At 57.0% G+C, this 25,441-nt stretch carries 14 protein-coding genes; 6 read left to right on the forward strand and 8 right to left on the reverse strand.

The window, feature by feature from the left end; genetic code table 11:
- Positions 1–368: 368 nt before the first annotated feature.
- Both HMPREF1323_RS01015 and HMPREF1323_RS01020 read right to left on the reverse strand, forming a co-directional pair.
- Complete coding sequence (locus HMPREF1323_RS01015) at positions 369–1,883, reverse strand: RagB/SusD family nutrient uptake outer membrane protein (protein ID WP_044123850.1); 1,515 nt, start codon at positions 1,881–1,883, stop codon at positions 369–371.
- A 36-nt stretch (positions 1,884–1,919) separates the two neighbouring features.
- The gene (locus HMPREF1323_RS01020; RefSeq protein ID WP_009432259.1) at positions 1,920–4,985 is read right to left on the reverse strand and encodes a SusC/RagA family TonB-linked outer membrane protein; all 3,066 of its coding nucleotides are present in this window, start codon (positions 4,983–4,985) and stop codon (positions 1,920–1,922) included.
- Positions 4,986–6,397: 1,412 nt separating this feature from the next.
- Between HMPREF1323_RS01020 and HMPREF1323_RS01025 the strand changes: the two genes are divergently transcribed.
- The 3 genes from HMPREF1323_RS01025 to rnr all read left to right on the forward strand — a co-directional run bounded on the left by HMPREF1323_RS01025 (position 6,398) and on the right by rnr (position 11,148).
- Positions 6,398–7,939, forward strand: coding sequence for a sensor histidine kinase (locus tag HMPREF1323_RS01025; protein WP_009432264.1), 1,542 nt, complete (start codon positions 6,398–6,400; stop codon positions 7,937–7,939).
- Between the two features lie 76 nt (positions 7,940–8,015).
- Positions 8,016–8,741, forward strand: coding sequence for a response regulator transcription factor (locus HMPREF1323_RS01030; RefSeq protein WP_009432267.1), 726 nt, complete (start codon positions 8,016–8,018; stop codon positions 8,739–8,741).
- 139 nt (positions 8,742–8,880) lie between these two features.
- The gene (gene rnr / locus HMPREF1323_RS01035) at positions 8,881–11,148 is read left to right on the forward strand and encodes a ribonuclease R (protein WP_009432272.1); all 2,268 of its coding nucleotides are present in this window, start codon (positions 8,881–8,883) and stop codon (positions 11,146–11,148) included.
- A 119-nt stretch (positions 11,149–11,267) separates the two neighbouring features.
- Here the strand turns inward: rnr and fabG are convergent, their stop codons facing one another.
- The 3 genes from fabG to HMPREF1323_RS01050 form a co-directional block, all read right to left on the reverse strand.
- Positions 11,268–12,014, reverse strand: coding sequence for a 3-oxoacyl-[acyl-carrier-protein] reductase (gene fabG / locus HMPREF1323_RS01040; RefSeq protein ID WP_009432269.1), 747 nt, complete (start codon positions 12,012–12,014; stop codon positions 11,268–11,270).
- A gap of 11 nt (positions 12,015–12,025) precedes the next feature.
- Positions 12,026–12,640 (reverse strand): TetR/AcrR family transcriptional regulator, encoded by a 615-nt coding sequence (locus HMPREF1323_RS01045; RefSeq protein ID WP_044123851.1) that lies wholly within the window; start codon positions 12,638–12,640, stop codon positions 12,026–12,028.
- A 719-nt stretch (positions 12,641–13,359) separates the two neighbouring features.
- Positions 13,360–19,836, reverse strand: a complete 6,477-nt coding sequence (locus tag HMPREF1323_RS01050) for a DUF4465 domain-containing protein (RefSeq protein ID WP_009432306.1) — start codon at positions 19,834–19,836, stop codon at positions 13,360–13,362.
- Positions 19,837–20,569: 733 nt separating this feature from the next.
- Between HMPREF1323_RS01050 and HMPREF1323_RS01055 the strand changes: the two genes are divergently transcribed.
- Positions 20,570–21,124: a pyruvoyl-dependent arginine decarboxylase gene (locus HMPREF1323_RS01055; protein WP_009432265.1), complete on the forward strand. Its 555-nt coding sequence runs from the start codon at positions 20,570–20,572 to the stop codon at positions 21,122–21,124.
- Between the two features lie 141 nt (positions 21,125–21,265).
- On the opposite strand, the gene HMPREF1323_RS01060 is transcribed toward HMPREF1323_RS01055, so the two are convergent.
- The 3 genes from HMPREF1323_RS01060 to HMPREF1323_RS09300 form a co-directional block, all read right to left on the reverse strand.
- Positions 21,266–22,153 (reverse strand): YicC/YloC family endoribonuclease, encoded by an 888-nt coding sequence (locus tag HMPREF1323_RS01060; RefSeq protein ID WP_009432289.1) that lies wholly within the window; start codon positions 22,151–22,153, stop codon positions 21,266–21,268.
- 79 nt (positions 22,154–22,232) lie between these two features.
- Entirely contained in the window at positions 22,233–22,886 is a 654-nt protein-coding gene (locus HMPREF1323_RS01065; protein ID WP_009432257.1) for a hypothetical protein, read from the reverse strand.
- A 140-nt stretch (positions 22,887–23,026) separates the two neighbouring features.
- The gene (locus tag HMPREF1323_RS09300) at positions 23,027–23,149 is read right to left on the reverse strand and encodes a hypothetical protein (RefSeq protein ID WP_255344657.1); all 123 of its coding nucleotides are present in this window, start codon (positions 23,147–23,149) and stop codon (positions 23,027–23,029) included.
- Positions 23,150–23,167: 18 nt separating this feature from the next.
- Between HMPREF1323_RS09300 and HMPREF1323_RS01070 the strand changes: the two genes are divergently transcribed.
- Both HMPREF1323_RS01070 and HMPREF1323_RS01075 read left to right on the forward strand, forming a co-directional pair.
- Positions 23,168–23,797, forward strand: coding sequence for a ribonuclease H1 domain-containing protein (locus HMPREF1323_RS01070; RefSeq protein ID WP_044115284.1), 630 nt, complete (start codon positions 23,168–23,170; stop codon positions 23,795–23,797).
- 274 nt (positions 23,798–24,071) lie between these two features.
- On the forward strand, positions 24,072–25,430 hold the full coding sequence (locus HMPREF1323_RS01075; RefSeq protein ID WP_044123852.1) for an alanine/glycine:cation symporter family protein: 1,359 nt from the start codon (positions 24,072–24,074) through the stop codon (positions 25,428–25,430).
- Positions 25,431–25,441 lie beyond the last annotated feature (11 nt).

The following is a 25,441-nucleotide window of genomic DNA, read 5'->3' on the forward strand; positions in this document are numbered from 1 at the left end:
GGCTATAGAGGGAAATGCACCTTCGGGGGAAGTCGCACTTCCTGCAGGGTATTTACACTCTTCCTATGTGGGATTTGATGGGCTTGCCCCTGAGGCGGTGATGCTCCCCGTCGTAGAGGGTAGTACCAACCTATTATAGGTCGGCGGGTGAATCTATATTGCTCGTGATGGCGACCTATATAGGTCAGAGAGCCTACCTATATAGGTTCACTCAGCGACCTATATAGCTTTGTGCACCTTCTCTTTCGGGGCGCTTTGCTCTTCTCTAAAAACGGCATCTCCCCCCGCCACCTCTATTCGAGTGACGGGGGGAGATGCTATAGTGGGGTTACTTCAGAGCGGTGGGCAGTGCCCACCCTCTAAGAGGCTTAGTAACCAGGGTTCTGCTGCTTGCCCAGCGTAGCGTTCGCATTGATTTCGCTCTCGGGGATGGGGAGGATCGTGCGGAAGTACGTGTGGTCGAAGGTGCGAGCTTCGTTGATCAGCGCACCGTGCCAGCCGACAAGACCCTTGTAGAAGCGTTCGCAAGTCTGACCATTACGCATCAGGTCATAGAAGCGGTGGCCTTCACCGACGAGCTCCTTGCTACGCTCCTTGAGGATGCGAGCGAGGGTGAGGTCGCCAGCAGCGACGCTCTTGGCGGGGTTAGCACGCTTGACGATGACATTGAGGTAAGTCAGGGCGGTAGACGTTTCGCCGAGCTTGAAGGCAGCTTCAGCAGCGTTCAGATAGACTTCAGCCAGACGGATGACGGGGATGTCGTTGGTACGCATATCCTTGAGGGCTGCCTTCCCAGGGTACTTCCCGATGAACATCTTCATGTCAGGCGTAGCGTCGGGGAGGTTCTTCACGACGCCTTCAGCCTTCGTGCCTTCGCTTGCCCAGAGGACATTCCAGCGGATATCGTTGTCGTCTTCCTTCATCTCTTCGTAGAACTTCTTCGTGATGAAGGCGTTGTAATACCCGTTGACGTTGAGCACGTAGGCAAGCCCTTCACGGTCGGCCCAGTCCTTAGAGTCAAAGTTCACGATCGAGAAGATCATTTCCTTCGAGCTGGCTTCGCTCCAGACCTGCTTGTAGGTCGTGACATCGGTAGCGAGCTCGTAGAGGTGGCTATCGATGACTTCCTTGCTCAGGCTGAGTGCCTTCGTATTGCCCTCGGTGTCGCCCTTGTAGAGGTACACGCGAGCCAGAAGTGCCTTAGCTGCAGACTTGCTGATGTAGCCATAGCTGGTATCCTCAAGGGCATTGCTGGAGATAGCCTCCGTGAGGTTCTTGATGATGAAGTCATAGCACTCCTTGAGGGTATTACGACCTGGCGTAGCAGCATTGTCGGGGATACCCTCGATGAGGGGGACACCCGGCGCAGCCCCATCGTTGGAGTAGGGGTAGGGCGTAGCATAGACGCGGCAGAGGTCGAAGTAGCAGAGTGCGCGTACGGCCTGAGCTTGTGCCTTAGCGTTGGCGATCTCCTTCTGCAGGCTGGCTGAAGCTCCCTGAGAGAGCTTTTCGCACATCTGCAGGAGGCGGTTAGCACGACGGATCGTATTGTAGATCTTGAACCAAGGCCCCGTGATATTGCTACGGGTATAGTCCATTTTGTAGTAATTATTCCCGCGGGAGCCTACGGTGGGGCACTGCATATCATCCCCTCGTACATCCCCTATGATGGTGAAGGATTGACCGTAGTATGAGGTGCTGGATCTTCCTCCCTGGAGGCCGTCAAAGAGACCACGGAGGGAGGGCTGTAGGAGGCTTGCTTCCTTGAGCGCCTTCTCCGTGCCAGTGGCGTTCGAAGGCTCGGTGTTGAAGTAACCCTTACAGGACGAGATGCTGGCCACGAGGCCCAGGGAGGCCATGAGGCCTATGATGATCCTTTTCATAAGACTTGAACTGTCATTTGTGTGGTTAGCAATAGACTAGATACCGACCTGAAGACCGAAGGTGACGGTGCGCAGGGGAGGCGTGCCGTAGGCTACGAAGCCACGCTGCTCGGGGTCGACGACGAGCATCTTATCCTTCCACGTGAGGAGGTTGTTACCAGCGGCATAGAGACGCAGGGTGTTGACACCGATCTTCTCAGTCCAGCGCTTAGGAGCAGTGAAGCCGATGGTGAAGTTCTTCAGACGCAGGTGGTCGGTGGGGCGCAGGAAGCGGGTCGAGTACGTATACGTATTCGTAGGCTCGAAGGAGGGAAGCTCCGTCTTGTCACCGACCTGCTTCCAGATCTTATTGATGTCGTAGTACTTGGGGATAGCCAGGTTCAGCACTTCTTCGTTACCGTCCTGGTAGAGCGCGGTAGCGTCATCGTAGAGGTAGCCACCGAGGGAGTAGCTGAGGGTGAAGTTGATGTCGACGGGGCCCCAAGTGATGTTGTTGATAAGCCCCCCAGTGAAGGTGGGGTCGAAGGGCTTGTCATCGATACGGCGGCGGTTAGCCTTGGAGCCTTCCGTGACGATGGTGCGGTCGTAGGTCTTCGTGGCTTCGTCGTACTTATTGGAGTAGTACTGGACCTTACCCGTCTTGGGGTCGATACCAGCATATTCAGCCAGATAGTAGGCGTTGTAGGGGTGGTTAACTTCGTGGATCCAAGTGCGGTCTACACGTGTGGTTTGTACGCCGTCGTAGCGCAGGAGGGTATTCTTATTGTGGCCGAGAGAGAAGGTCGTGCTCCAAGAGAACTTGTCCGTAGAGATATTGGTCGAGCGCAGTTCGACTTCAAAGCCCGTGTTGCGCATACTACCTACGTTCTGCAGCTCGCTGCTGAAGCCCGTCGTACCTGAGATGTTCTTGTAGAGGAGTAGGTCGGTAGTCAGACGGTTGTAGTAGTCGAAGGTAACACCGACACGATTGAAGAGGCGGAAGTCAAGACCGAGGTTGAAGGCCTTGTTCTTTTCCCAAGAGAGGTTGGGTGAGCCGAGATCGCTTTCCGAAGCCCCCGTACCCCCGTTGTAGTTGTAGCCGAAGCTGTAGAGGGAGAGGTGGTCGTAGTAGCCGTAGGGGAGCGTACCGTTAGCACCATAAGAGAGGCGCAGGCGGGTGTCGGAGAGGATGGGCTCAAGAGACTTCATGAACTTTTCCTTACCGATATTCCATGAGCCAGATAGTGACCAGAAGAGCCCCCAGCGGTGAGCTGGAGCGAGGCGAGAAGAGCCGTCCCAACGGGCTGAAGCACCGAAGATGTAGCGGTCATCGTAAGCGTAGTCCCCCTTGACGAGGAAGGAGAGCATGCGGGTCTTGTCGACGTCGGTGCTACCGCTTGAGTTCCCTGCATTCCCCAGTTCGTACTTGAGGTAAGAGGGGAAGTCGGTACCCCAGATATAGACGTTCAGCTTGTCGAAGGCTTCAGACTCGAAGCTGGCTACACCAGAGAGGTGGTGCTTGCCGAAGTCATGGTTAGCGTAGAGCTGCGACTGCGTGGAGAGGGTAGCACGCTCAAGGTTGGAGCGCTGGAAGACCCCGTTAGCAGCTTCACCGTCACCTTGGCGAGGGTCCCACCAGACGGCTTCTTCGGAGTTGATGTAGTCGTAGCTGACGTTCTGACGGAGCTTCAGCCAGGGGAAGAGTGTGAATGTGGCTTCGAGAGAGGGGTAGACACGCACGAGCTGCGTTTCGGAGAAGTTCTGCGTCGTGGCGAAGAGGGGGTTGATGTTGTTGTTCCCCGAGAAGCTGTTGTTGTAGGATCCATCTTCCATGAAGGGGTAGTTGGATGGAGTCAGTGTAGCGGATACCCCGTAGATAGGGTTAGCGTAGGCACTGCCTTCACTGCTGGTGTGCTGCTTGGTCTTAGCGAAGAGCATACGAGCCTTCAGCTCCAGACGGCGGTCGGTGTGGCTGACGTTGAAGCTACCGGTCAGACGGTTGAAGTCAGAGGCCAGCGAGATACCCTTTTGGTCAGCGTAGGACATCGAGGTGTAGAACTTCGTCTTCTCGCCACCACCCGAGACGCTGAACTCGTAGTTCTGTGAAGCGCCATTGCGGAGGAGGATCTTGCGCCAGTCCGTGTAGCCAGACCAAGGCTTAGCGATAGCGGTACCGATGGTCTTCTCTACCTGAGCTGCTACGTCAGAGGCGTTGGGGTAGAGGAGCTGATTCGTCGTCTTGTCGCGGAGCTCGCTGTAGTACTTGGTGTACCCGTGGCGGATGAGTTCATTACGCTTCTCAGCACTGAGGGTAGGGCGGTAGTCGATAGCCATATCGGAGCTACCCCAGTCAGCCTTGAAGTTGTAGTGGGTCTTCCCGGCACGTCCGCTCTTGGTCGTGATGACGACGACCCCGTTAGCTGCACGCGAGCCGTAGAGGGCAGCAGCACCAGCGTCCTTGATGACGGTGATATTCTCGATGTCGTTGGAGTTGATCGTAGAGAGTGGACTCATCCCCCCCTTAGCGTAGTCGAAGACTGAGGCGCTGCTGTTATTGACTGGTACCCCGTCGATGACGTAGAGTGGATCGCTACCAGCGTTGATAGAGCCGAGACCACGGATACGCACCGTAGCGATGCTACCGGGCTGACCCGAGTTGGAGTTCACTGCTACCCCTGCGATAGCCCCAGTGAGCTTATCTTCGAGGGATGTGGTGGGCACGTCCTTCATGTTCTTCGTGGAGATGGTCGTAGCAGACCCTGCGAAGGCGGACTTACGGGTATTCCCATACCCCGTGATGACGACGTCCTTGATCACCTGCTCTTCAGCCTGCAGGGTGATCTTCATCTCACCCGAGGCGATGGGCAGCTTGAGCTTGTTGTAGCCGATACAGCTAATCGTAAGGTGCTTAGCTGCATCTGGTAGCTTCAGCGTGAAGCGTCCGTTGACGTCGGTCAGAGTCCCTGTGGTGGGGAACTCGACGCAGGACACGCTGGCTGCGATGACGGGCTCCTTATCCGCAGATGAGATGATGACCCCTGTGACGGTGATCGTCTTCTTCTGCGACCAACCCACTCCTGCGAAGAGGAAGAGAGCGAGGAGGAAGAAAAGTGCTCTTCTCATGAGAATAGTAGTTTTAGTGTGATATGTGGGTACTTGCTTTGAGCCGTAACTTGGGATTACTATCTATTCATGGGTTACTCTGGAGGTGTCATCCTCGCGGTCTTTCACGTCATGTCTTTCTCCTAAAGGGAGGGTTGCCCCACCCGTGCTCCAGCGTATCCTCTTTTCAAATGTAGAGATTTTTATTTCCTATCCAATAGCAGGCCACCAAGGGGAGCGGTGAAGAAGGTGGTTTGTCACGGCTTACAGGGACTCTTATGGCCTGTGAGAAGGAGGAGAAGATGTATAGATGGATAGCTCTAAATGTCTGTACATTATGTGTATATGTGTGGGTGAGCGTAGGCTCTTTCTCCTGCTCTTCCTTGTCTGAGATGTGTACTCGTTATGGGCGAAATTTTCTCATCGGAGGGCCTTGAAAGAGGGTGTTTTTCGGGTTGAAATAACCTTAAATAATTTAGGAAGTTCGTTTGGTTTTCGACGTGTATCAAAGGAATGTGGCGCTTTTGGTTTTGGTATTTAAGGATGGGCCTTCGTGGAGGTGGGTTTTTGTTTCTCTCGTCGTTGTGCTTTTTATTCAGCTTGTCGCTTCCTCACTTCCTCACTTCTCGTGCTGACGCGGTATGCCCCATACGACTCCTTACATAATATATGTAGGGGAAGAGACTCCCTATCGTGGGAATTTCTCGCCGAGTACTGCTATCCTCTCGCTGCCGCCTTGACGAGATGTGGGTTCCTGATTATAGTGGCTTGTAGGCGAAGCTCGGGAGGTCGATGTGCAGACGACTACTGGTCTGGAGTTAAACGACTATTGTAGCCGTTGCTCCGCATAGGAATAAAAGTTGCGGACGAGTGGTAGATAAGTTTGGGCTACGTACGTGGCTCTAATATCTACGTACGTAGACTTTAGGGTTTTCGTGCCTGGTCATTAAGACCACGTACGTAGACAGAGGAAAACCACTACGTGAAGGCGCTTTTTTCTTCGCGAGAGCGATGCTTTTCCTTCCGCTGGATGAGAGGAATACCTGCGATAAAGCGAAGGGCTTGTGTGTCACTTCGGAGAGGTATATCGGGGGGACTGGGCGTGCGATGCCTTAGCAGAGTAAATAGCGGGCAGGACTCGCGGCAACAGGCTCGGGTGCAAGTGCCGCGCTAAAGGCGATGCATCGGCTTCGCATCCTCAGGGTGGCAGCGGGTGGATACCGTGTGGTGTGACGTCGGTAGGGTCCTGCTTCGTGAGCAAAAGTCACGAAGACATATCTTTACCTTATCGCTGTGTGAGTGAGGGGGAAAGGGGGTATCTTTGACGCTTTGAAAAGGAATTAACGGTGCGAAGGGCGGAAATGCTTATCTTTGCATATAATAACAGTAATGTGTCTCTTTAGTCGTCACTCCCAATAGCTACTGCATCGTTCATGAGAAAACGAGTCATCTGGATCATCGTCATGGCCCTTGTCTCGGCCTATGGACTCCTCTCATGGGTGCAATACGAATACTATGGTCGCGTGCTTGAACTGCGCACCGAGGGGATTCGCAATCAGATGAAGGAAGCGATGGGCGAGGTGGCAGAAGAGCTACAGGTGCGTGAGCTGATACGCTACCTCAATAAGGGACTCAATCGCAAGAATGACCGCTTTGAGGACAGCGAGTTCCTTCCGACCTCTGTCGCTTCGTTCGATATCTGGACGCGCACCAAGCTTGATACCCAGATCGTCCAGCGGGCTCTGGATAGGGAGAACATCTACCTGAAGATGCCACACAAGGGGAATACGAGTCGTGTCGACTACCGTCCGTCCGACCGCCTTGTACACGCCTACTTCTCCAACGTCCATGCGCTCGACCGCTACATCCTGAAGTATCTATACGATAGCTACAACAAGGATAGCATCCCGCAGATGGTGAATGTGCGTCTCTTGAAGAGCCTCATCCGTGAGCATCTGGACAACAAGGATCTCTGCGGGCCCTACATGATGTCGCTACATGACTACCAGGGGCGTACGCTCTATGAGTACATCCCCCCAGCGATGGTCAATGCCAAGCGATGGGAAGAGCGCAATACGGTGGTGCAGTATCTCTTCGTGCCGACTGATGGCTCTGAGATGGACCGCCCCTACATGAAGGTCACGCTTGACGCCACCCCCACGAAGTCGGAGGTGCTTCGGCTGGCGTTGCCCAGCTTCATCTCCACAATCATCGTGCTTGTCCTCGGCTTCTCCGCCCTCGGGGTCCTTCTCAAGCACATGAGCTTCTCCTCGCAGCGCACGAGCTTCATCAACAATATGACGCATGAGCTGAAGACGCCTGTGAGTACTATCCTCCTCTCCAGTCAGTCGCTGGGGCAGTCACTTGCCGAGCGGGGCGACCTCACGCCGCGAGCTCAGAGTGCACTGGATATCATCGGGCTGGAGGCGCAGCGTATGAAGTTCCTCATCGACAAGGTGCTGCAATTCTCGCTGCTGGACGGAGCTTCGGGGCGCTTCTCGCTGGAGCCCTTGGACGTCAATGAGCTGCTCTTGCCCGTAGCGGAGATTTATACCTTCCACGCCCAGCAGCGTGGCGGAGACTTGGAGCTGGACCTGGATGCCCTGAATACGTGGGTGCAGGGAAATCATATTCACCTCTCCAACGTCTTCTTCAACCTCCTCGACAACGCGGTCAAGTACAGCCGCCCCGATGTGCCCCTGCACCTGGCGATCCGTACTGCTGACGAAGACGGCAAGATCCGTATCACCATCGAGGATAATGGGATCGGGATGGAGAAGCGCGAGCTGAAGCGTGTCTTCGACCGCTTCTACCGCGTTACCTCCGGCAAGCGCCACGACGTGCGTGGCTTCGGCCTGGGGCTGGCGTACGTGACCTCCGTCATCAACCAGTGTGGCGGTACGATCACTGCCGAGAGTGAGCTGGGTGTGGGGACTAAGATGATCATTCGCCTACCGGCCTCTGAGCCGGAGTAGTGCTACCAAACGGTTTGCGTTACCTACCTATATAGTATATAGATTAAAAACTACGACAGCTAATAGATTAAAGACTATGGACGAACCATTAAAGATCCTCCTCTGTGAGGATGAAGAGAACCTCGGGACCATCCTTCAGGAGCTCCTGCAGAGTAAGAAGTTCGCCGTCACGCTCTGTACTGATGGTGACCAGGGATGGGAAGCCTTCAAGAGCGCTAAGTACGACCTTTGTCTCCTGGATATCATGATGCCTAAGCGTGATGGTCTCACCCTGGCAAAGGACATTCGTAGCCTCTCGGCCGACGTACCCATCATCTTCCTCACCGCCCTCGGTATGCGAGAGAACATCCTCGAGGGCTTCCGCTCTGGGGCTGACGACTACATCACCAAGCCCTTCAGCATGGAGGAGCTCCTCCTGCGTATCGAGGCGATCCTGCGCCGCACGATCAAGCACGAGGGCGAGAAGGAGCCCCAGCGCGTGTACCAGCTCGGGCGCTATATCTTCAATACGACGACTCAGACGCTCTCCCTCGGCGAGACGTCACGTCGCCTGACGACCAAGGAGTGCGAGCTGCTCTCGCTGCTCTGTCTCTTCGCCAATCAGACGCTCGAGCGTAGCCATGCGCTCAACGTCATCTGGGGGCTCACCGAGCCTACTGGCGGGCATGAGAACTCCTTCAGCCAGCGTAGTATGGACGTCTATGTGACGAAGCTTCGTCGCATGCTCGATGCTGATCCTCGCGTCGAGATCAAGAACGTCCACGGTAAGGGATACAAGCTCGTCATCCCCACTGAGGCGTAGGCACGCCCCCTCTTGGGCTCCGCCCACTACTCATCAGACAGCTACACATCACTTACCTCCCCCTTGGCCGCCTTCCTTCGGCGGGTATCCTCCGCGATATCTGCCGTAGGAGAGTGGCCTATTATCCATAAAGAATTGAATGATGAGTAAAAAGAATAAGCCCATCTCTGCCAAGAAGGGGAAACCCTCCAAGCAAGGCACAGACAAAGGGCAATCCATAAGTAAGCGGGATATCCTCCGCATCGCACGCCTGGTATTTGAGCAGAATGATGGGCGTGTACTGACCTACAAGCAGGTCTGCCATGCCTTCGGTAAGACGAATATGGGGCAGAAGCGCGCCATCTACCAGACGCTCGTCTCGATGGCCGAAGGTGGCGAGATCCAGGAGCTGGAGCCCGGACGCTTCGTCCATGGTGGCCTCTCGAAGGAGCGTCTCGAAGGGCGCTTCGACTATCGTGCAGGCCGTGCTTCCTTCATCCCCGATGACCCCGAAATCGATACCCTCCCCCTCTCTGATCGTGCGCTCTCCAATGCCCTGCATGGCGACCGTGTCGCCGTATCCTTCGTGCGTACCCGTCGCGGGGAGTACAAGCGTGTGCAGGTCGTCGAGATCCTGGAGCGCCGTGAGGCGACCTATGTCGGGCGTCTGCAGATCTCTCGTGGCTATGCCTTCTTCGTCTCGCTCAATAAGGAGCTACGCCAGGATGTCTTCATCCCCGAGGATAAGACTATGGGTGCGACGGGCCATGATAAGGTCGTCGTACGCATCACCGACTGGGACCGCAAGAGCAAGAACCCTCGCGGGGAAGTCGTCGATATCCTCGGTAAGGCCGGCGACAACTCTACGGAGATGCACGCCATCCTCGCTGAGTTCGGCCTCCCCTATAGCTATCCCGAGGCCGTAGAGAAGGCTGCCGAAGCACTCTCTGCCGAGATCACCGAAGAGGAGCTCGCACAGCGTGAGGACTTCCGTGGGGTGCTGACCTGCACCATCGACCCGCGTGATGCAAAGGACTTCGACGACGCCCTCTCCTTCCGCTCGCTTCCTGAAGGGGGCTACGAAGTAGGGGTGCATATCGCCGACGTCAGCCACTACGTCCAGCCTGGTAGTATCATCGATGATGAGGCCTACAAGCGTGCTACCAGTGTCTACCTCGTGGACCGAACGATACCTATGCTCCCTGAGCGCTTGAGCAACTTCCTCTGCTCGCTCCGCCCTGACGAGGATAAGTATGCCTACAGCTGTATCTTCTCGCTAGACGAAGAGGCACAGCTCCGCTCAGCACGCATCGCTCGCACCGTCATCCGTAGCCAGCGCCGCTTCACCTATGAGGAGGCGCAGGAGATCATCGAGACGGGGAAGGGTGACCATGCAGAGGCTATCCTGACGCTCCACCGCCTGGCGCAGAAGCTCCGTGCTCGCCGCTTCGAGGTGGGGAGTATCGCCTTTGATCGCCCCGAAGTCCGCTTCGAGCTGGATGAAGAAGGCAAACCCCTCTCTGTATATATCAAGGAGAGCAAGCCCGCTCACCAGCTCATCGAGGAATTCATGCTGCTGGCGAACCGTACGGTCGCCGAGCGTATAGCCGAGCCTGCTCGCAAGGATATCAGCCCTGCCCTTCGCCTGGGCCGTGGCGGTAAGCCTGCCTTTGTCTACCGTATCCACGAGGCGCCCGATGAGGAGAAGCTCCGTTCTTTGGCCGACTACGTGCGTCGCTTTGGTTACAAGCTCAAGGTCGAGGGCGGAAGCTCCGTCATCGCTAAGAGCCTCAATGCCCTGCTCGCTGATATCAAGGGTAAGCCCGAGGAGGATATGCTGACGATGCTCGCTATCCGCTCGATGGCTAAGGCACGCTATACCACGACGCATATCGGTCACTACGGCCTTGGCTTCGATAGCTATACGCACTTCACCTCACCTATTCGTCGCTACCCTGACTTGATGGTGCACCGCCTCCTCACACGCTACCTCATCGAGGGTAAGCCTTCGGCGGATGCCGCTGCGCTGGAGGATCAGTGTGACCATGCCTCCGAGATGGAGAGTGTGGCAGCCAATGCCGAGCGCTCCTCGATCAAGTACAAGCAGGTCGAGTACATGATCCCCCGCTTGGGTGAGGCCTTCACGGGCGTCATCACAGGGCTGGCTGACTGGGGCTTCTACGTCGAGCTGGAGGAGAATAAGTGTGAAGGACTGGTACCTGCACGTGATCTCTCCGATGACTACTACGTCTATGATGAGGCGAACTTCCGTCTCGTCGGGCGCCATACGGGCCGCACGTTCACCCTCGGTCAGCGTGTCGAGGTCGTCGTGGCGCAGGCCGATCTGGCACGCCGTCAGCTGGACTTCGCTCTGGATGAGCCAGAGATGAAGCGCCCTGAGCCCCGTCGTGCGCTGCGCCGCTATTAGTCACAGAAGGCGCACCGACCCCTATAAAAGCTAAGGCTTGGCCCCACTGATGTGGAGCCAAGCCTTATGCGTATATGCCTTCGTCAGGTGAAGGCTCTGGGAGTCTGTCCGCTCGTGGACTACATGTTCATCCCACCGCAGACGTGGATCGTCTGACCAGAGACGTAGCTAGAGAGGTCGCTCGCGAGGAAGGTAGCTACGTTAGCTACGTCCTCAGGCGTACCGCCACGGCGGAGGGGGATCTGTACTTCCCACTGCTTGCGCACTTCTTCAGAGAGTGCACCCGTCATATCGGTGATGATGAAGCCAGGGGCAATAGCGTTGGCACGGACACCGCGAGCGCCGAGCTCCTTTGCGATGCTCTTTGCTAGACCGATCATACCAGCCTTAGAAGCGGAGTAGTTCGCCTGACCTGCGTTGCCAGAGACACCGACGACGCTGGCCATGTTGATGATGCTACCGCTACGCTGCTTGACCATGACGGGGGTGACAGCGTGGATGAGGTTGAAGGCACTCTTGAGGTTGACGTTGATGACGAGGTCCCACTGCTCTTCGGTCATACGCATCATCAGCCCGTCACGGGTGATACCAGCGTTGTTGACGAGGACGTCGATACGGCCGAAGTCTGCGACGACTTCTTCGACGAGCTTGTGAGCATCTTCGAAGTTAGCTGCGTTAGAGGCATAAGCCTTAGCCTTGACACCGAGCCCTTCGAGCTCCTTGACGAAGGCTTCTACAGTCTCGTCGATCTTGAGGTCAGTGATCACTACGGAAGCACCTTCCTGTGCATACTTGAGTGCAATAGCGCGGCCGATACCACGGCCTGCGCCGGTGATGATGGCTACCTTGTTAGCAAGTAGATTCATTGTTTATCGTATTAAGTGTTGGATTCGTTGGGTACCTCTTCACTCTGGCGGATGCCGAAGAGCAGGAGGTGGCGTACTGCTGCGCGGATCTCCTCGACCGTGCCCTTGGAGCGGTAAGCCCCGCTGATGAAGGGGACTTCCATACCCTTGACGATGTTCTGCAAGAGGTAGGCCGTGAGGCGCGTGTCGGGGACGTGGAAGAGTCCACTTTCCTTCCCCTCCTCGAGGAGCTCGCGGAGCTGGCGGATCTCCTTCTCGTCGAAGGCTGCGCGGGAGTTCTCTACGAGCCAGATGTCACGGAAGAACTCGGCACGGAGCGAGCCATTGCGCAGGACCAAGTCCTTCATCTTGTCCAGATGCGTCAGGAGCATCGTCAGGATCTTGTCCTCGGGTGAAGCGGGGAGGCGGCGGATCAGCTCCAGGTCGTGCCATAGGCGCTCGAGCTCGCGCTCGATGACGGCGTGGAAGATCTCATCCTTGTTACGGAAGTAGGTATAGAGCGTACGCCGGCCCTTCTTCGAAGCGTCGGCAATATCGTTCATCGTCGTGTTGGTGAACCCAACCCGAGCGAAGAGCTGCCGAGCCACCTCGATCATGAGGTCTTTTGTCTTGACAATAGTAGCCATGCGTAGCTGTCTCTGTATCCTTATCTATATTAATTTATGGTGTACCTCGTGAGGGTATTCCCCTCTGAAGGTACGGACAAAGTTATGAAAAATTGCGCAAAAGTGCCCGATGCGTGCAATGAAGCAGTCGTATCTCCCTCTGCATTCACCCCAAAGAGGTAGGGGAGTGCGCTCGGCATCCTGCCTCTTTGCTACCACGTCTCTATATTGCTTGCTCCGCGACTCTGCGAGGGGTGAAAACGTAACCTATATGGGTCGGTGAAGCAACCTATATGAGTACGTAGGTAGAGCTATATATAGGATGGCGAAGTGACCTCTATTAGGTTGTTGCTCTGCGTAGGGATAAAAGTTGTGGACGAGAGGCAGATAAGTTTGGACTACGTACGTGGCTCTAATATCTACGTACGTGGATATTTGGATTGACATGCCTGGTCTTTAAGACCACGTACATAGATAGAAGAAAACCACTACGGGAAGGCGCTTTTTTCTTCACGAAAACAGTTCTTTTTCCTCCTCTGGATAAGATGAATACTCGTGATAAGGCGAAGGGCTTGTGTGTCACTTCGGAGAGGTATATCGGAGAGCTGGGCGTGTGATACCTTAGCAGAATAAATAGCGGGAAGGACTAGCGAAAACAGGCTCAAATAGTTAGCGCGTGACCCTCCCCCGAGGGGGAGAGCCACGCGCTAACTGTATCGTATCGTCGGGCGGACTTAGGCTCAGCGCTTGCTGAAGCGGACGACACCCTGGGGCGTGCGTGCGAGGTACATACCTGCGGGGAGGTTGCCTACGGGGATGGCCTGCCCTGCCGTGTAGTGCTCGATGGTGAGCATGAGCTGACCTGTGAGGCTGAAGATATCTACGCGTCCGCTCACCGTGAGATGGATCTCCGTGGTGGTGGGGCTGGGATATGCCTTTAGTTCGCCATCCGCCTCGGGGGTAGGCGTGGGCTGAGGTATAGGCTGGGGCGTGGGTTGGGGCACGGCTACCGTGAGAGGTAGGCGGAGGTAGACGGTCTTCCCTCCCTGACGCTGGCTGATGATGAGCGAGGTCGAGCCCGTGGCCTTCGCTGTGAGGCGGAGGTTGCTCCCACTGAGGGTCGCCATCACAGTCTCTTCGCTCCCAGCCGCCATGAGGGTATAGGCAGGGCGAGGGGAAGCGCTGGGCGCAAGACCTGCGTCGGTGAAGACCTTCGTCAGGTCAAGGGTCTCCGTGCTCTGTGGAACGAGGGTGCGGGGTGCGATGTCCTTTGCAGGTACTTCACTCCCGAAGTCATCAAGACAGAAGTAAGCCGGGATGGTCGTGCCTCCATTGGCTACACGTGAGCCCTTCATCGTGAAGCGCACGACATCGGTCTCTCCGAGAGCAGAGAGGTCGACCCATTGCCAGGTGTCTATCGTGTAGTGCTCCTTCGGGTCGGTGCTACGGTAGTCGATGAGGGGGATCTCAAGGCTCTTTGTGCCCGTGCTATTGCTGGCGATGAGGAGCAGGTAGTCCCCCTGATGGAAGGGCGCATCTGGCTCACTGCCCATCTTCGTACCTGTCTGGGTGACTTGCTTGACCCAAGCGGTATTCGTGACATAGGTGCCAGGGATGACCGCAGGCCCTGTGTGGGTGGTGCGGAGCTCGGCTGGCTGGCGATAAGCATAGGCTACGGCATAGTTCTTGGAGCCATTCACGCCATGCCCGACTGCACTATTGAACTGGTCGGGGAAGAGTGAGGTGAAGGTCGTCTTTGTCTGGTCGGAGTAGGCGAAGCCCATCCACGTGCGCAGTGCGGGTGCATTGCTACAGGCGAAGGAGTAGCTCCCGCTATAGAAGGTCGAGGAGATGAAGTCGGAGCCCCTAGCTTCCAGCTCGCCGTACCACGCCGTCTCAGGCTCGAGGCCGAGATCGTCGAAGGTAGCGATAGCAGGCTTCCCACCCGAGACCTTGAGGAGGAGCTGGCTCTTCACCTTCTGCTCCCAAGCATCGGTCACCTCGAGCGTCAGGTGCTGGGTGCGCTCAGCCTTCATGCTGTAGGTCGCTTCCTTCCCTACGACCTCCCCTGCTGCGGTACGCCATACATAGGAGTAGGGCCATACACCGCCCTCGGCATCATGCTGGAGAGCGATGGTCTCACCAGCGCGAGAGGTGAAGGTCTTCGGGGTGAGGCGGAGTGGCTGTGGCTCGGCAGTGAAGTCATCGATACCTGCCTTGCCTTCGCTCTGGATGATGAGCTCGGTGAGTTCGCCGAGGTCACGCAGACTGACGTAGCGCCATACGCCGCTCGTCGAGGGAAGAGTCTTCGTCTGATCGCCATCGGCTCCACCCTTAGCCGTGAGGCGTACGGGTGCATCACTCTGTAGGTAGAAGCCCGTGAGCTTGGTGGGTACTGTAGTGTGTGTGGGGGTGATGGTCACCGTGCTACTACATTCGAGGGCGCGATGGCTCCCCGTCGTGTAGGGCTTCTGAGGCTCGTAGACCTTCCCACCTACGAAGCGATAGGTACCGCTGACGAAGTCACTCGTCCCGACGGCTACGCTCTCGAAGTCTGCCACCTCCGAGGGGAGGGCATCGGTAGAGAAGTCGTAGGTGAGGGCTGCTGAGGCGAACTGCCCCGACAGATCGCGGGGGAGGAGGTAGAGGCGATAGGCCGAGTGCCCATCGAGTGCGGGAAGGGTGAGGCGGCTGACCTGATTGGGGTAGAGATTGACCTGTAGCGTCGAGGCCTTGAGAGCCTCCAGCGTAGGAGCCGTATCAGACTGCTTGAGCACCAGGCAGAAGAACTGCCCGAAGTCGGTGGCCTTGATCTCCAGCACGGGATGATCCGCCGTGAGGTTGAGGGGCTTGGGATAGCCCGTGGCCAGTGCGGGGAAGCCGTGCGTCGTCGCTTCGTAAGCCCCGACGGCGGCATCCGTAGCGGGGTGCTTCGTGCCGACGATATCGGTAGGTACCTCGGGGAGAGCACGCGCGAAGGTGAGCGCACTGAACTCCTGTGGGAGGAGGCTCTCACGAGGAGCTGCGAAGTCCACTCGTGCGATGCGGCTCGAGGTGTCCTTCATGCGGCTCGTCCATTCGGCGAGGTCAAGGGCGCTATCTCCGAGTAGTGCGAAGTCGCTGCCTGCCGTGTAACTTACGTTGTCCGTGAAGGTAGGATCGACGAGCGTGATCTTCGCCGTGGTCTTGTAGATAGAGCCAGGGGTGAGGTTCTGCCAGAGGTTGTTCTTCACCTCGAGCTTTGAGATGGTACCCTGCTTGCGCGACTGGAAGTAGACAGGTGCCGTGGACTTGTCGGTGCGAGTGCCTGAGATGAGGACGGAGTTGTGCAGGAGCTTGATGTCCGTGAGGTTCTCATCGGTGAAGTAGAAGGCGTAGACCTCACGGAGACTCTGCGGTGCATCGAGGATGATCTCATTCGAGGCGAAGAGGCTGGACTTGTGCTCGATCTGCGCATGCTCCGTAGTGCGTCTGAGGTAGATGGCTTGTACGGCGGTCGTCGTCTCGGAGAAGTCCATGAGGTGGATGCGGTTCCCGACGACGCTCACCCCTTCGCCGAGGGTGAGGTCCATCGCCTGATAGTCGCGTGCCGCCTTGCCCGAGGCGAGGATGCGGTTGGCGCGTACGGTCATGTCGGGGATACAGCGCAGGTAGATACTCTTCGAGCCCTGACCCTCAAGCGTGTTGCCCTCGATGGTGATGACGCGCTGTGTGGGGAGTGCGATGTTCGAAAGTCCGTCGGCATAGATCGCGCTGTACCCACCGATGAGGTGCGAATTGCGCAGAGTTAGGAAGTCGTTGTTGGGCGAAGGCTGGTTGCCGCGTGCCGTACGGATGAGCGCCATGTCACCCTCGTTGTACAGTGTGGTGCGGGGAGCAGAGAGCTCACAGTCGTCAATGGTGAGATGCTGGCTACCATTGCGGACGAGTAGGAGTGCTGGCGCATCACTCTTCTCTGACGTGAAGGTAAGCGCGCGGAGTGTGACGTAGTCTGCCCCTTCGACGTTGAAGTAACCTGGCTTGTTGTCGCCGTAGTCTACCTTGCGGTAGTGTGTGTTGGTGAGGGTCACTTCGCCACGACGACCCGAGATAGGCTCGATGGTGAGGGTGTTCGTCTCGGACAGCCCTGCGATATCGGGCAAGGAGAGCGCCTCATCATAGGTGCCAGCACTGAGGAGTAGGCGCACGGGACCATCGACACCACGGCTGACAAGATCCTGGATGGCGGCGGTGAGGGTGGTGTAGTGCATGCCTCTGCGCTCGCCGATGGTGAAGTCTCCGTGCATGCCTTCGTGGAGGTCGATGGCAGCTGTCGGGGGCGTCGTGATCGCACGCTCCTCACCGCCTGCGGTGATGCTACGGGGCGTGATGGTGATGCGGGCGCCTGCTGGAGCGGTGGCATCTACATCAGCTGCGAGGAAGAAGTAGTACGTACCAGGCTTGTGGTAGTCTGTCGTACCCGAGAAGCGCTCCCCACCCGTGGCGTAGAGCTTCGCTGTAGAGAAGGCTTCGGAGGTCTCAGTGGCGTAGAGGTTGAGCTTTGCCCAAGCGCTGCTTCCCTGAGCAAAGAAGGGGGCAAAGTCAATGTGCTCTATGCTCAGCGCGCCTTGGTCTCCCGTGACGGTGACGGCGAGCTTCATCAGAGGGACGTCCTTAGCACCCCTCATCAGGCGGGTATCTTGGATCGCCTCGGCCTTGACCTCCGTGACGTGCAGCGGGATGGGGCGCTCAGAGCTGACCTCGATATCCCAGCCATCATCGCTGGTCTTGCTGGTGAAGGTCACCGTCATCGAGCCGTCGGGTGCAGTGGAGATGAGCTCGGGGAGGTCGCGCTTGTAGCCTGAGAGCTTGGTGATGAGCTTGTCTTCGTTGGCCTCCTTCCCGTGGTAGAAGCTGAGGTAGTCTACACGGCCGAGGCGGAGCTGGCGTATGTGGCAGTGGATGACTTCACCCGCACGAGGGACGAAGTGCACAGTGCCCTTGAAGGAGCGTGGGTACTTCCCCGTGGGTCCGCCATTATCATAGAAGGAGAGTGGGTTGGTGACCTCGATGGTCGTCTCACCGGCTGCCATCGAGAGGAGATTGCGGGTGATGCGTCCTCCTTCGGGGTCGGGGCTCTCAATCGGGACGGTCTCTCCTGAGAGTGTGATCTCGGGGAGAGCAAGGTCAAGCGTCAGACCTGCTGCGACTCCCTGAGCGATGTCTGCAGCTATGTAGTAGTAGCTCTTGCGCTCGGGGAGTGTCTGAGCTACCGTAAGGGGCAGGGTGACGGTCGTCTCACCTGTGGGCGTGACGGAGCCAAGGAGCTTGGCTGAGCTGTAGGCCTTGGGGCTGGAGAGGGCGTAGAGGTAGAGCTTGGTGAAGGCTTGAGGTGCGCCCTTGAGCTGGAGCTTGATGGCCTCCAGCTTCTTGGGCTGAAGGCTGCCCTTCGTCTCAAGCGTGAGATCAAGGAACTCCAGACCAGTAGCACCTACGGGCGCTTCGGCGGTGGAGGCCTGTGTGACAGTAGCCGAGACGAGTACCATAGGTTGGGGCTGCTGGCTGCGTACGGTAGCCTGCCAGCCTGACTTCTGTCGGCCTGGGATGGTCTCCTTGGGATTGAAGACGACGGTCAGTGCACCGTCCGAGCTCGTTGAATGGATGAGCTTAGGCCCGTCCGCATTCATCGTCTCTTCGTCAAGGCGCCATAGGAGCTTGCCCGTACGCCCCTGACCAGCATAGATCTCGAAGACCGCCTTCGTCCCATACTTACTCTTCTCGTAGAGGACATCGAAGGACTGGAAGTCCAGCTCGACTACCTCGCCTGTCTTGGCTGGGAGGAAGGTCGTGACTTGGTCGGTATTGCCTGGAGCATAGCGCCCAGCGCTCATCGTCGGAGCGAAGGTCCAGTCCGAATATACGTTGATGACCTGGGGCTGACCCTCGCGACTGCGGCAGACGTTGTCGAGGATATATGGGGTGGGGGTGGGGAGGTTGAGCTGCTTCGTCTCGCCTGAGAGGACTGCGGTGCGTGCGGTGAGGCTGAGCTGATCACCCGTGTGAGCCTTGGCAGAGATGTCGCCCGTGAGGAGGAAGGTGTTGTCTCCGTAGTTCAGCTCGAGGGGAGCGGAGAGCTGGAGGCGCACCTGATCGCCCGTGACGGTCGCCTCGCCTATGCGGTTGGTGGTGAGGGCTTGCTCGCCACGATAGAGGATAAGACGCTCAAGGGCGCCTGTGCTCGTGCCTTGGGTGGAGAGCTCCAGCTCTGAGAGGGTGAGGGCGGGGCTCACGCCTTCGGTGTGGAGGGTGAGAAGTAGAAGGGGCTTGTCGTGCTCACCTGCTGCGCTCTTTACCTTCTCTGTGGGAGAGGTCGCCGAGGCTGAGGCGAAGGTCATCGGGCTGGGGGTGATGGCCTCGACGCGTGCGACGAAGCCGTCCTGCGGAGTCCCCGTGATGCTCTTCAGTGAGACGGTCAGTGAGCCATCGTCCTCGCTGGAGATGAGGCTAATGGGCGTCTGCTCGTTGAGGAGCTCACGCAGAAACTTGGTTGAGGAGGTGCTGCGTCCGTTGTAGACGCGTAGTAGGTCGTTCTTCGGCTTGTAGGTATGGAAGAGCTTAAGGCTGGTGAAGGTCACCCGTATGCGCTGTCCCGCTTGCTTGGGGACGAAGGTCACGTAGCCCTCAAAGTTGGGACTGATCTTCTTCGTGGGGCCACCATCGTCGTAGAAGTCAAGTCCTGTGCTGCCTACCATGACCTCACGAGGGCCTGATACCATGTAGACGGAGCCCTCGGGCTCGGCCGGTATGGGGGTGTCATCGGAGGTCTTGGCTACGCTCTTCACTTCGGCTGTCCAACCCTTACCTGCGGGGTTGGCTCCGATGAAGACGAAGGTCAGCGCCCCATCAGCTGTCGTGGAGTGGAAGACATGACGGGAGAGATCACTACCTCGGAGTACATAGAGCTCGGGGACATTCGGCTTGGTGTAGGTGATCTCATCATCATCTTCGTCGCCCCCGTCACTCTTGACGAGCTCTTGCTTCCCCTCGTAGACATAGAGGGTGGCCTGCTTGAGGTCAAGCTCGGAGAAGTCGACCTCGATAGCTTGCCCATACTTGGGGGTGAAGGTGACGGCGGCGATGCCCAGAGGGTGGGCATTCTTAGTTGGCCCGCCTGAGTCATAGAAGGTCTCTGTCGTCACGACTTGCTTCGTCTCGTGCCGCCCGTAGATAGCTGGCATGTGCACCTGGGCACTAAGTCCCAACTGAGAGAAGAAGACGCACAACAAGAACAGCGGTAAAAGACGTCTCATCGGCGTTGGTTGTAAGGAGAGTTAATCAAGTATCAAGGCATAGACTTGGGTAAGCCTGGTCTTGGTCTTTGGTTTTATACGGAGCAAACTTACGGAGAATCGTGGAGATAGTCAAAGGGACGGGCTTCTGCAAACAGCCCCGAGGAGGATATCAAGGTGCCATCCTCTCGATACAGCCCTTGCGATATGTGGCCTCATGATTGTAGAGGTGTGTAGGCAGGGCTCGGGAGGTCGCTGTGCAGATGACTACAGGTCTGTGCTCTGACGACTATTAGTCTGGAGTCGAACGACTATTGTAGGTTGTTGCTCTGTGTAGGGATAAAAGTTGTGGACGAGTGGCAGAAAAGTTTGGGCTACGTACGTGGCTCTAATATCTACGTACGTGGATATTTGGATTTATGTGCCTGGTCTTTAAGACTACGTGCATAGATAGAAGAATACCACTACGTGAAGGCGCTTTTTTCTTCACGAGAAGGACACTTGTAGTCCCGCTTCTTATCACTGCAAAGCAGTGGAATGTGTCATGAAAGGCGTCAATAAGAGAGCTAAAGTTCTTAAAAATAGTGTACCTTTGTAAGCCTTCATCCAGCCGTATGCATAGCGGAATGGGCGAAAAGAGTGCGCAATAAGTATTAACAATCATAGATTTATAAGGAACTAAATGAGCAAGTACGTAGGGAATCTTATCCCCCACACCTTCTTCGTGACGAAGGGTAGCGGTGAGTCGGATCTGGAACTTCACGCTGGGTCATACCACATGGCTCTGCATGATGCTGGGATCTCTGACTTTAATATCATGGTCTATTCGTCCGTGCTGCCCGCTACGGCCCACATTGCTTCTATGGATGAGATCGACCTGCCTCCCTTCGGCTCTGAGCTGAAGACTATCCTGGCTGTATCGCACGGTCAGCAGGACGAATTCGTCTCTGCAGGTGTCGTCTACGCATGGATGTATGCTGATGAGAACTTCGATAAGAAGGTCGGTGGTCTGGTCTGTGAAGTTAGCGGCCGCTACCGCATCGAGGAGCTCGAAGCTCGTCTGATCCGTGTGATCAACGACCTGCACCAGAAGACCTATGGTCACTACTACCTCGGCGAACTGAACTTCGTCACCGAAGGGATCACGATCGAGAAGCGCTATGGTACGGCTCTGGCTGGTCTGTGCTTCATCGACTTCCAGCAGCCTGAGGTAGAGCCCGTAGAGCGTCACTTCTAAGCGACCTCTCGGTCTCGCCTGCGACTTCATGATAGAGTCGCACGGACATAAAAGCCACGAGCTTCAGCATCCCACGCTTGGTGGGGCTGAAGCTCGTGGCTTTTCTATGTAGTCGGGTAGCGAGGGCTACCGCAGAATGGCTTAGAGGATGTTGAGCACCTGCTCCTTGATCTGCTCAAGCTCGTCCTTCATCTTGACGACGAGCTGCTGCATCTCGGCTTGGTTGCTCTTCGAGCCCATCGTATTGATCTCACGGCCGATCTCCTGTGCGATGAAGCCGAGGGTCTTACCCTGACCAGGCTGATCGGCGTTGAGTACCTCGATGAAGTAGCTGAGGTGATGCGCCAGACGTGACTTCTCTTCGTTGATGTCGAGCTTCTCGATGTAGTAGATCATCTCCTGCTCGAGGCGGGAGTTGTCATAGCCACCCTGAGGGGCGATCTTCGTGAGGCCCTCTTCGAGACGCTGACGGATAGCGGCGATGCGCTCAGCTTCGGGGAAGGTGATCTCCTCAAGCAACGAGCTGATCTTCGCGATACGTGAGGCACAGACCTCGTGGAGCATCTTCCCTTCCTGCAGGCGGAAGGCTTGTAGCTCCTCTACAGCCTGGCGGGTGGTGGCGCGGACGACGTCCCACTCCTCCTTACTGACCTCGGTCGTGCGACTACTTTCGCTATCCATGACGCCAGGGAGACGCAGCAGGGCGACGGGGTCAATGGGGAAGTCCAGCCCTGACTCTGTGCGGAGCGTCTGGAGCTGATGGACGTACCCGAGGAGGGCTTCCTTGTTGATGGGGGTAGTGTTGCCCTCGAGGGCGTCATCCTCCATTGTGATGGTGAGATCGATCTTACCACGCTGCAGGCGATCGGTGATCAGCGAGCGGAGCTCCAGCTCGCCCTCGCGGTAGGCGGAGGCAATACGTGCCGAGAGGTCGGCCTGCTTGCTATTGAGAGACTTGATGGCGACGGTGATGGTGCGGCTACCGAAGCGAGCCGAGGCCTTCCCGAAGCCAGTCATGGAGTGTATCATACGGGTGTTTGCTTTTATTCGCGGGCAAACATACGAAATATTCGTGAGTTAGCCCGCCCAGACTCACGCTGTGAGCGCCTTAGAAGAGAATACCGAACTTGAGAGATACCCCGCCTGAGCTACCCCAATACTTGTCGAAGTAGCGGCTGGAGTTGAACTCCTGATAAGCGTAGCCCAGGCTGATCATGAAGCGGTTGACGACGATACCCCCTGAGAGTGCGAAGTAGAAGCCGTGCAGCCCCGAGTGAGTAAGGCCGATGGAGTACCCAGGCTTGATGTCGAGGAAGGGCTTGACGACGGAGTTCGTGGGGAGCGTCGCACGGAAGTTCACGAAGAGGGGAAGCATCCAGAAGGTGTCGCGGTGCTTGTGAGAGAAGTAGCCGTTGAAGCCCAAGCCCCCGCCGAGGAAGATCGTGGGGCTGACGAGCGTACCGAAGGAGCCGAGTAGCTCCATACGCCCGAGACGCTCAGCGGAGGTAAAGCCCAGCTCCAGCGTCCCGGAGTAGTAGGGGGCTGAGCCGCCACCATAATAGCCTCGGCGACGTGGTGCGGCCTCGGCGAAGCTCATCAGGTAGTCGCTCTCCGTGCTGACGGGAGCTTCGCTGAGCTCTACAGTGGGCTCCTCGTGCTGTGTGCTGATGGTCGTGAGTGCTTGGCTCTCGACGGACTGCGCCTGTGCCCCGATGCTCATCGAGCTGAAGAGGAGGGCAGCGGTGAAGATCATCTTCTTCATGTGTGGTGTCTTGTTAGCAGTGAAGTGTCTTACGCTCCCTAAATGCCTGCGCAGAGCGAAGGCTGGAGCGGGAGACACGTGTACCATTAAAACGAGCGCACTTCTCCGCTCGGTATGTGGGCGCTACTTCTATACCCGTATTAGAAGCGGTCAGAATGCCCTCTGTTGCTACTTCTCTTATAGATGTAGAAGCGGTAGCACGGGGGATTGTTGTACTTTTGGGCACCGCTCCCACGACGGGAGACGGCAGTAAACGACTTCATCCAAGAGCAAGTAAGCCGATGGCAAAGCAACAAAAGTGGTACGTCGTCTGGGCGGGACATGAGCCAGGGGTCTATGAGACCTGGGCGGAATGTCAGCGCCAGACGCAGGGCTATCCCAAGGCCCTCTTCAAGTCCTTCGAGAGCCGTAGTGAGGCTCTGCGAGCCTATGAAGAGGGCTTTCAGGGCTTCTCCCGTCGCCACCGTGCCCCCTCGGGGATGGAGAGTAGCACAGAAGCTCCCATCGAGGAGGCGCTCGCTGTCGATGCTGCCTGCTCAGGCAATCCAGGTGTGATGGAGTACCGCGGTGTGTACCTGCCCTCGCGTCGGGTCATCTTCGAGATGGGGCCCTTCCCTAAGGGAACGAATAACATCGGGGAGTTCCTCGCCATCGTGCATGCACTGGCACTCATCGAGAAGCAGGGGCTCTCGCAGCTCGTCATCTACTCCGATAGCCAGACGGCCCTCGGATGGGTACGCAAGAAGCGCTGTAAGACCCTTCTGGAGCGCACGGCTGAGACGGCTCCGCTCTTCGACCTCATCGAGCGTGCTGAGCGCTGGCTCCAGACGCATACCTACACGACACCCTTATATAAGTGGGATACCGTCCGCTGGGGCGAGATCCCCGCTGACTACGGTCGCAAGGGCTAAGCACCCTTATTTCTTCCGGCACTATTTATACCTTTGTAGGCGAAGTCCATGGACACTTTGCCCGTGGACATATGGCTTGCCCCTCTATAATACCAAGGGGAGAGCCCCCTATGATGCGCATGAATAGCTCAAGTATTCCGCTCTTTTCCCGAGCGCTATCCCTGATAGGAGCCCCACTTCTACGTGTAGGTGCCCTGATCCCTACGCATCTACTCCTTAGGTCTAAGCCAAAATTTACAATACCTCTAACACTAACTCACAAAACTCACAGCACATGGATGTATTAGGGTTCGTCAAAGAGTTCAACGGGATTCTTTGGAACAGCTTCCTGATGTACGCCCTTCTCGGCGTCGGCATCTTCTACACCATCTACCTCGGCTTCCCACAGATCCGCCACTTCAATCTGGCGATGAAGTATGCCTTCGGCCCCGCTATGCAGCGGAAGAAGGGCGAGGAGGGTAAGTCCAAGGTCAACTCCTTCCAAGCTCTTGCCACCGCTGTGGCTGCCCAGGTCGGTACGGGGAACGTAGCGGGTATCGCTACCGCCATCTCTATGGGCGGCGTCGGATCGATCTTCTGGATGTGGATCTCCGCCATCCTCGGGATGGGGACGATCTTCTCCGAAGCCGTCTTAGCACAGAAGTATCGTGAGGTCCGTCCTGGTGGTGCCATCGGAGGGCCTGCCTTCTATATCCGTGAAGGCCTCGGGCTCAAGTGGCTGGCGCTCTTCTTCTCGATCGCCTTCATTACCTATGTGGGCTTCACGGGAAGTATGGTGCAGGCTAACTCCATCACAGTCGCGCTGACGACGGCCTTCGATATAGAGCCTTGGGTCGTCGGTGTGGGTATCGCACTCATCGTCGGTATCGTCATCGTCGGCGGTCAGAAGCGTATCACCACGGTCGCTGAGCTCGTCGTGCCCTTCATGGCTATTGCCTATATCCTGGGTTCGCTCGTCATCATGTGCATCTATTTCGACCAGATCCCCCAGGCCTTTGCTGAGGTCTTTAGAGAAGCCTTCTCTACGAAGGCTGCTGCTGGCGGTGCTGCTGGTATCGCGATGAAGTATGCCATCCGCTACGGGGTCGCTCGTGGCCTCTTTTCCAACGAGGCCGGTATGGGTACCTCGCCCCACGCTCACGCTATGGCCGAGGTGAAGGACCCTGCGATGCAGGGCTTCGTAGCCATGTCGGGTGTCTTCATCACGCTCCTCATCTGTACCTCTACGGCGCTGGTCATCCTTCTGACGGGTGCGCATAAGCAGTCTGGGCTCGAGTCGACAGCGATCACGCAGGAGGCCTTCGATATGGTCTTTGGTAAGGCAGGTATCATCTTCCTGCAGGTGAGTATCTTCTTCTTTGCCTTCACGACGATCATCGGGAACTATATCTTCGGTGAGATGAATGTCCGCTCGCTCTTCGGCAAGGTCGGGGTCTATGTTTTCCGTGCCGTGGTCATCGGATCGGTCTTCGTCGGGGCGATCTTCGCTGTGACCTTCGTGTGGGAGATTACCGACACGGTGACGGGGCTGATGGTCATCCCGAATATCATTGCCCTCATCTTCCTCGCTCCACAGACAAAGGCTGCTTACAAGAACTTCCTCAAGAAGCGCTCTGCAGGCGAGCTCGACTAAGAAGCAATTCA

The organism is Porphyromonas sp. oral taxon 279 str. F0450 (assembly GCF_000292995.1).
Lineage (GTDB): Bacteria > Bacteroidota > Bacteroidia > Bacteroidales > Porphyromonadaceae > Porphyromonas > Porphyromonas pasteri.

Excerpts from the sequence above, each read along its gene's own strand:
- HMPREF1323_RS01015 (WP_044123850.1), bottom strand. The coding sequence starts at position 1,883 with ATGAAAAGGATCATCATAGGCCTCATGGCCTCCCTGGGCCTCGTGGCC.
- HMPREF1323_RS01020 (WP_009432259.1), bottom strand. The coding sequence starts at position 4,985 with ATGAGAAGAGCACTTTTCTTCCTCCTCGCTCTCTTCCTCTTCGCAGGA.
- HMPREF1323_RS01025 (WP_009432264.1), top strand. The coding sequence starts at position 6,398 with ATGAGAAAACGAGTCATCTGGATCATCGTCATGGCCCTTGTCTCGGCC.
- HMPREF1323_RS01030 (WP_009432267.1), top strand. The coding sequence starts at position 8,016 with ATGGACGAACCATTAAAGATCCTCCTCTGTGAGGATGAAGAGAACCTC.
- rnr (WP_009432272.1), top strand. The coding sequence starts at position 8,881 with ATGATGAGTAAAAAGAATAAGCCCATCTCTGCCAAGAAGGGGAAACCC.
- fabG (WP_009432269.1), bottom strand. The coding sequence starts at position 12,014 with ATGAATCTACTTGCTAACAAGGTAGCCATCATCACCGGCGCAGGCCGT.
- HMPREF1323_RS01045 (WP_044123851.1), bottom strand. The coding sequence starts at position 12,640 with ATGGCTACTATTGTCAAGACAAAAGACCTCATGATCGAGGTGGCTCGG.
- HMPREF1323_RS01050 (WP_009432306.1), bottom strand. The coding sequence starts at position 19,836 with ATGCCAGCTATCTACGGGCGGCACGAGACGAAGCAAGTCGTGACGACA.
- HMPREF1323_RS01055 (WP_009432265.1), top strand. The coding sequence starts at position 20,570 with ATGAGCAAGTACGTAGGGAATCTTATCCCCCACACCTTCTTCGTGACG.
- HMPREF1323_RS01060 (WP_009432289.1), bottom strand. The coding sequence starts at position 22,153 with ATGATACACTCCATGACTGGCTTCGGGAAGGCCTCGGCTCGCTTCGGT.
- HMPREF1323_RS01065 (WP_009432257.1), bottom strand. The coding sequence starts at position 22,886 with ATGAAGAAGATGATCTTCACCGCTGCCCTCCTCTTCAGCTCGATGAGC.
- HMPREF1323_RS09300 (WP_255344657.1), bottom strand. The coding sequence starts at position 23,149 with ATGAAGTCGTTTACTGCCGTCTCCCGTCGTGGGAGCGGTGCCCAAAAG.
- HMPREF1323_RS01070 (WP_044115284.1), top strand. The coding sequence starts at position 23,168 with ATGGCAAAGCAACAAAAGTGGTACGTCGTCTGGGCGGGACATGAGCCA.
- HMPREF1323_RS01075 (WP_044123852.1), top strand. The coding sequence starts at position 24,072 with ATGGATGTATTAGGGTTCGTCAAAGAGTTCAACGGGATTCTTTGGAAC.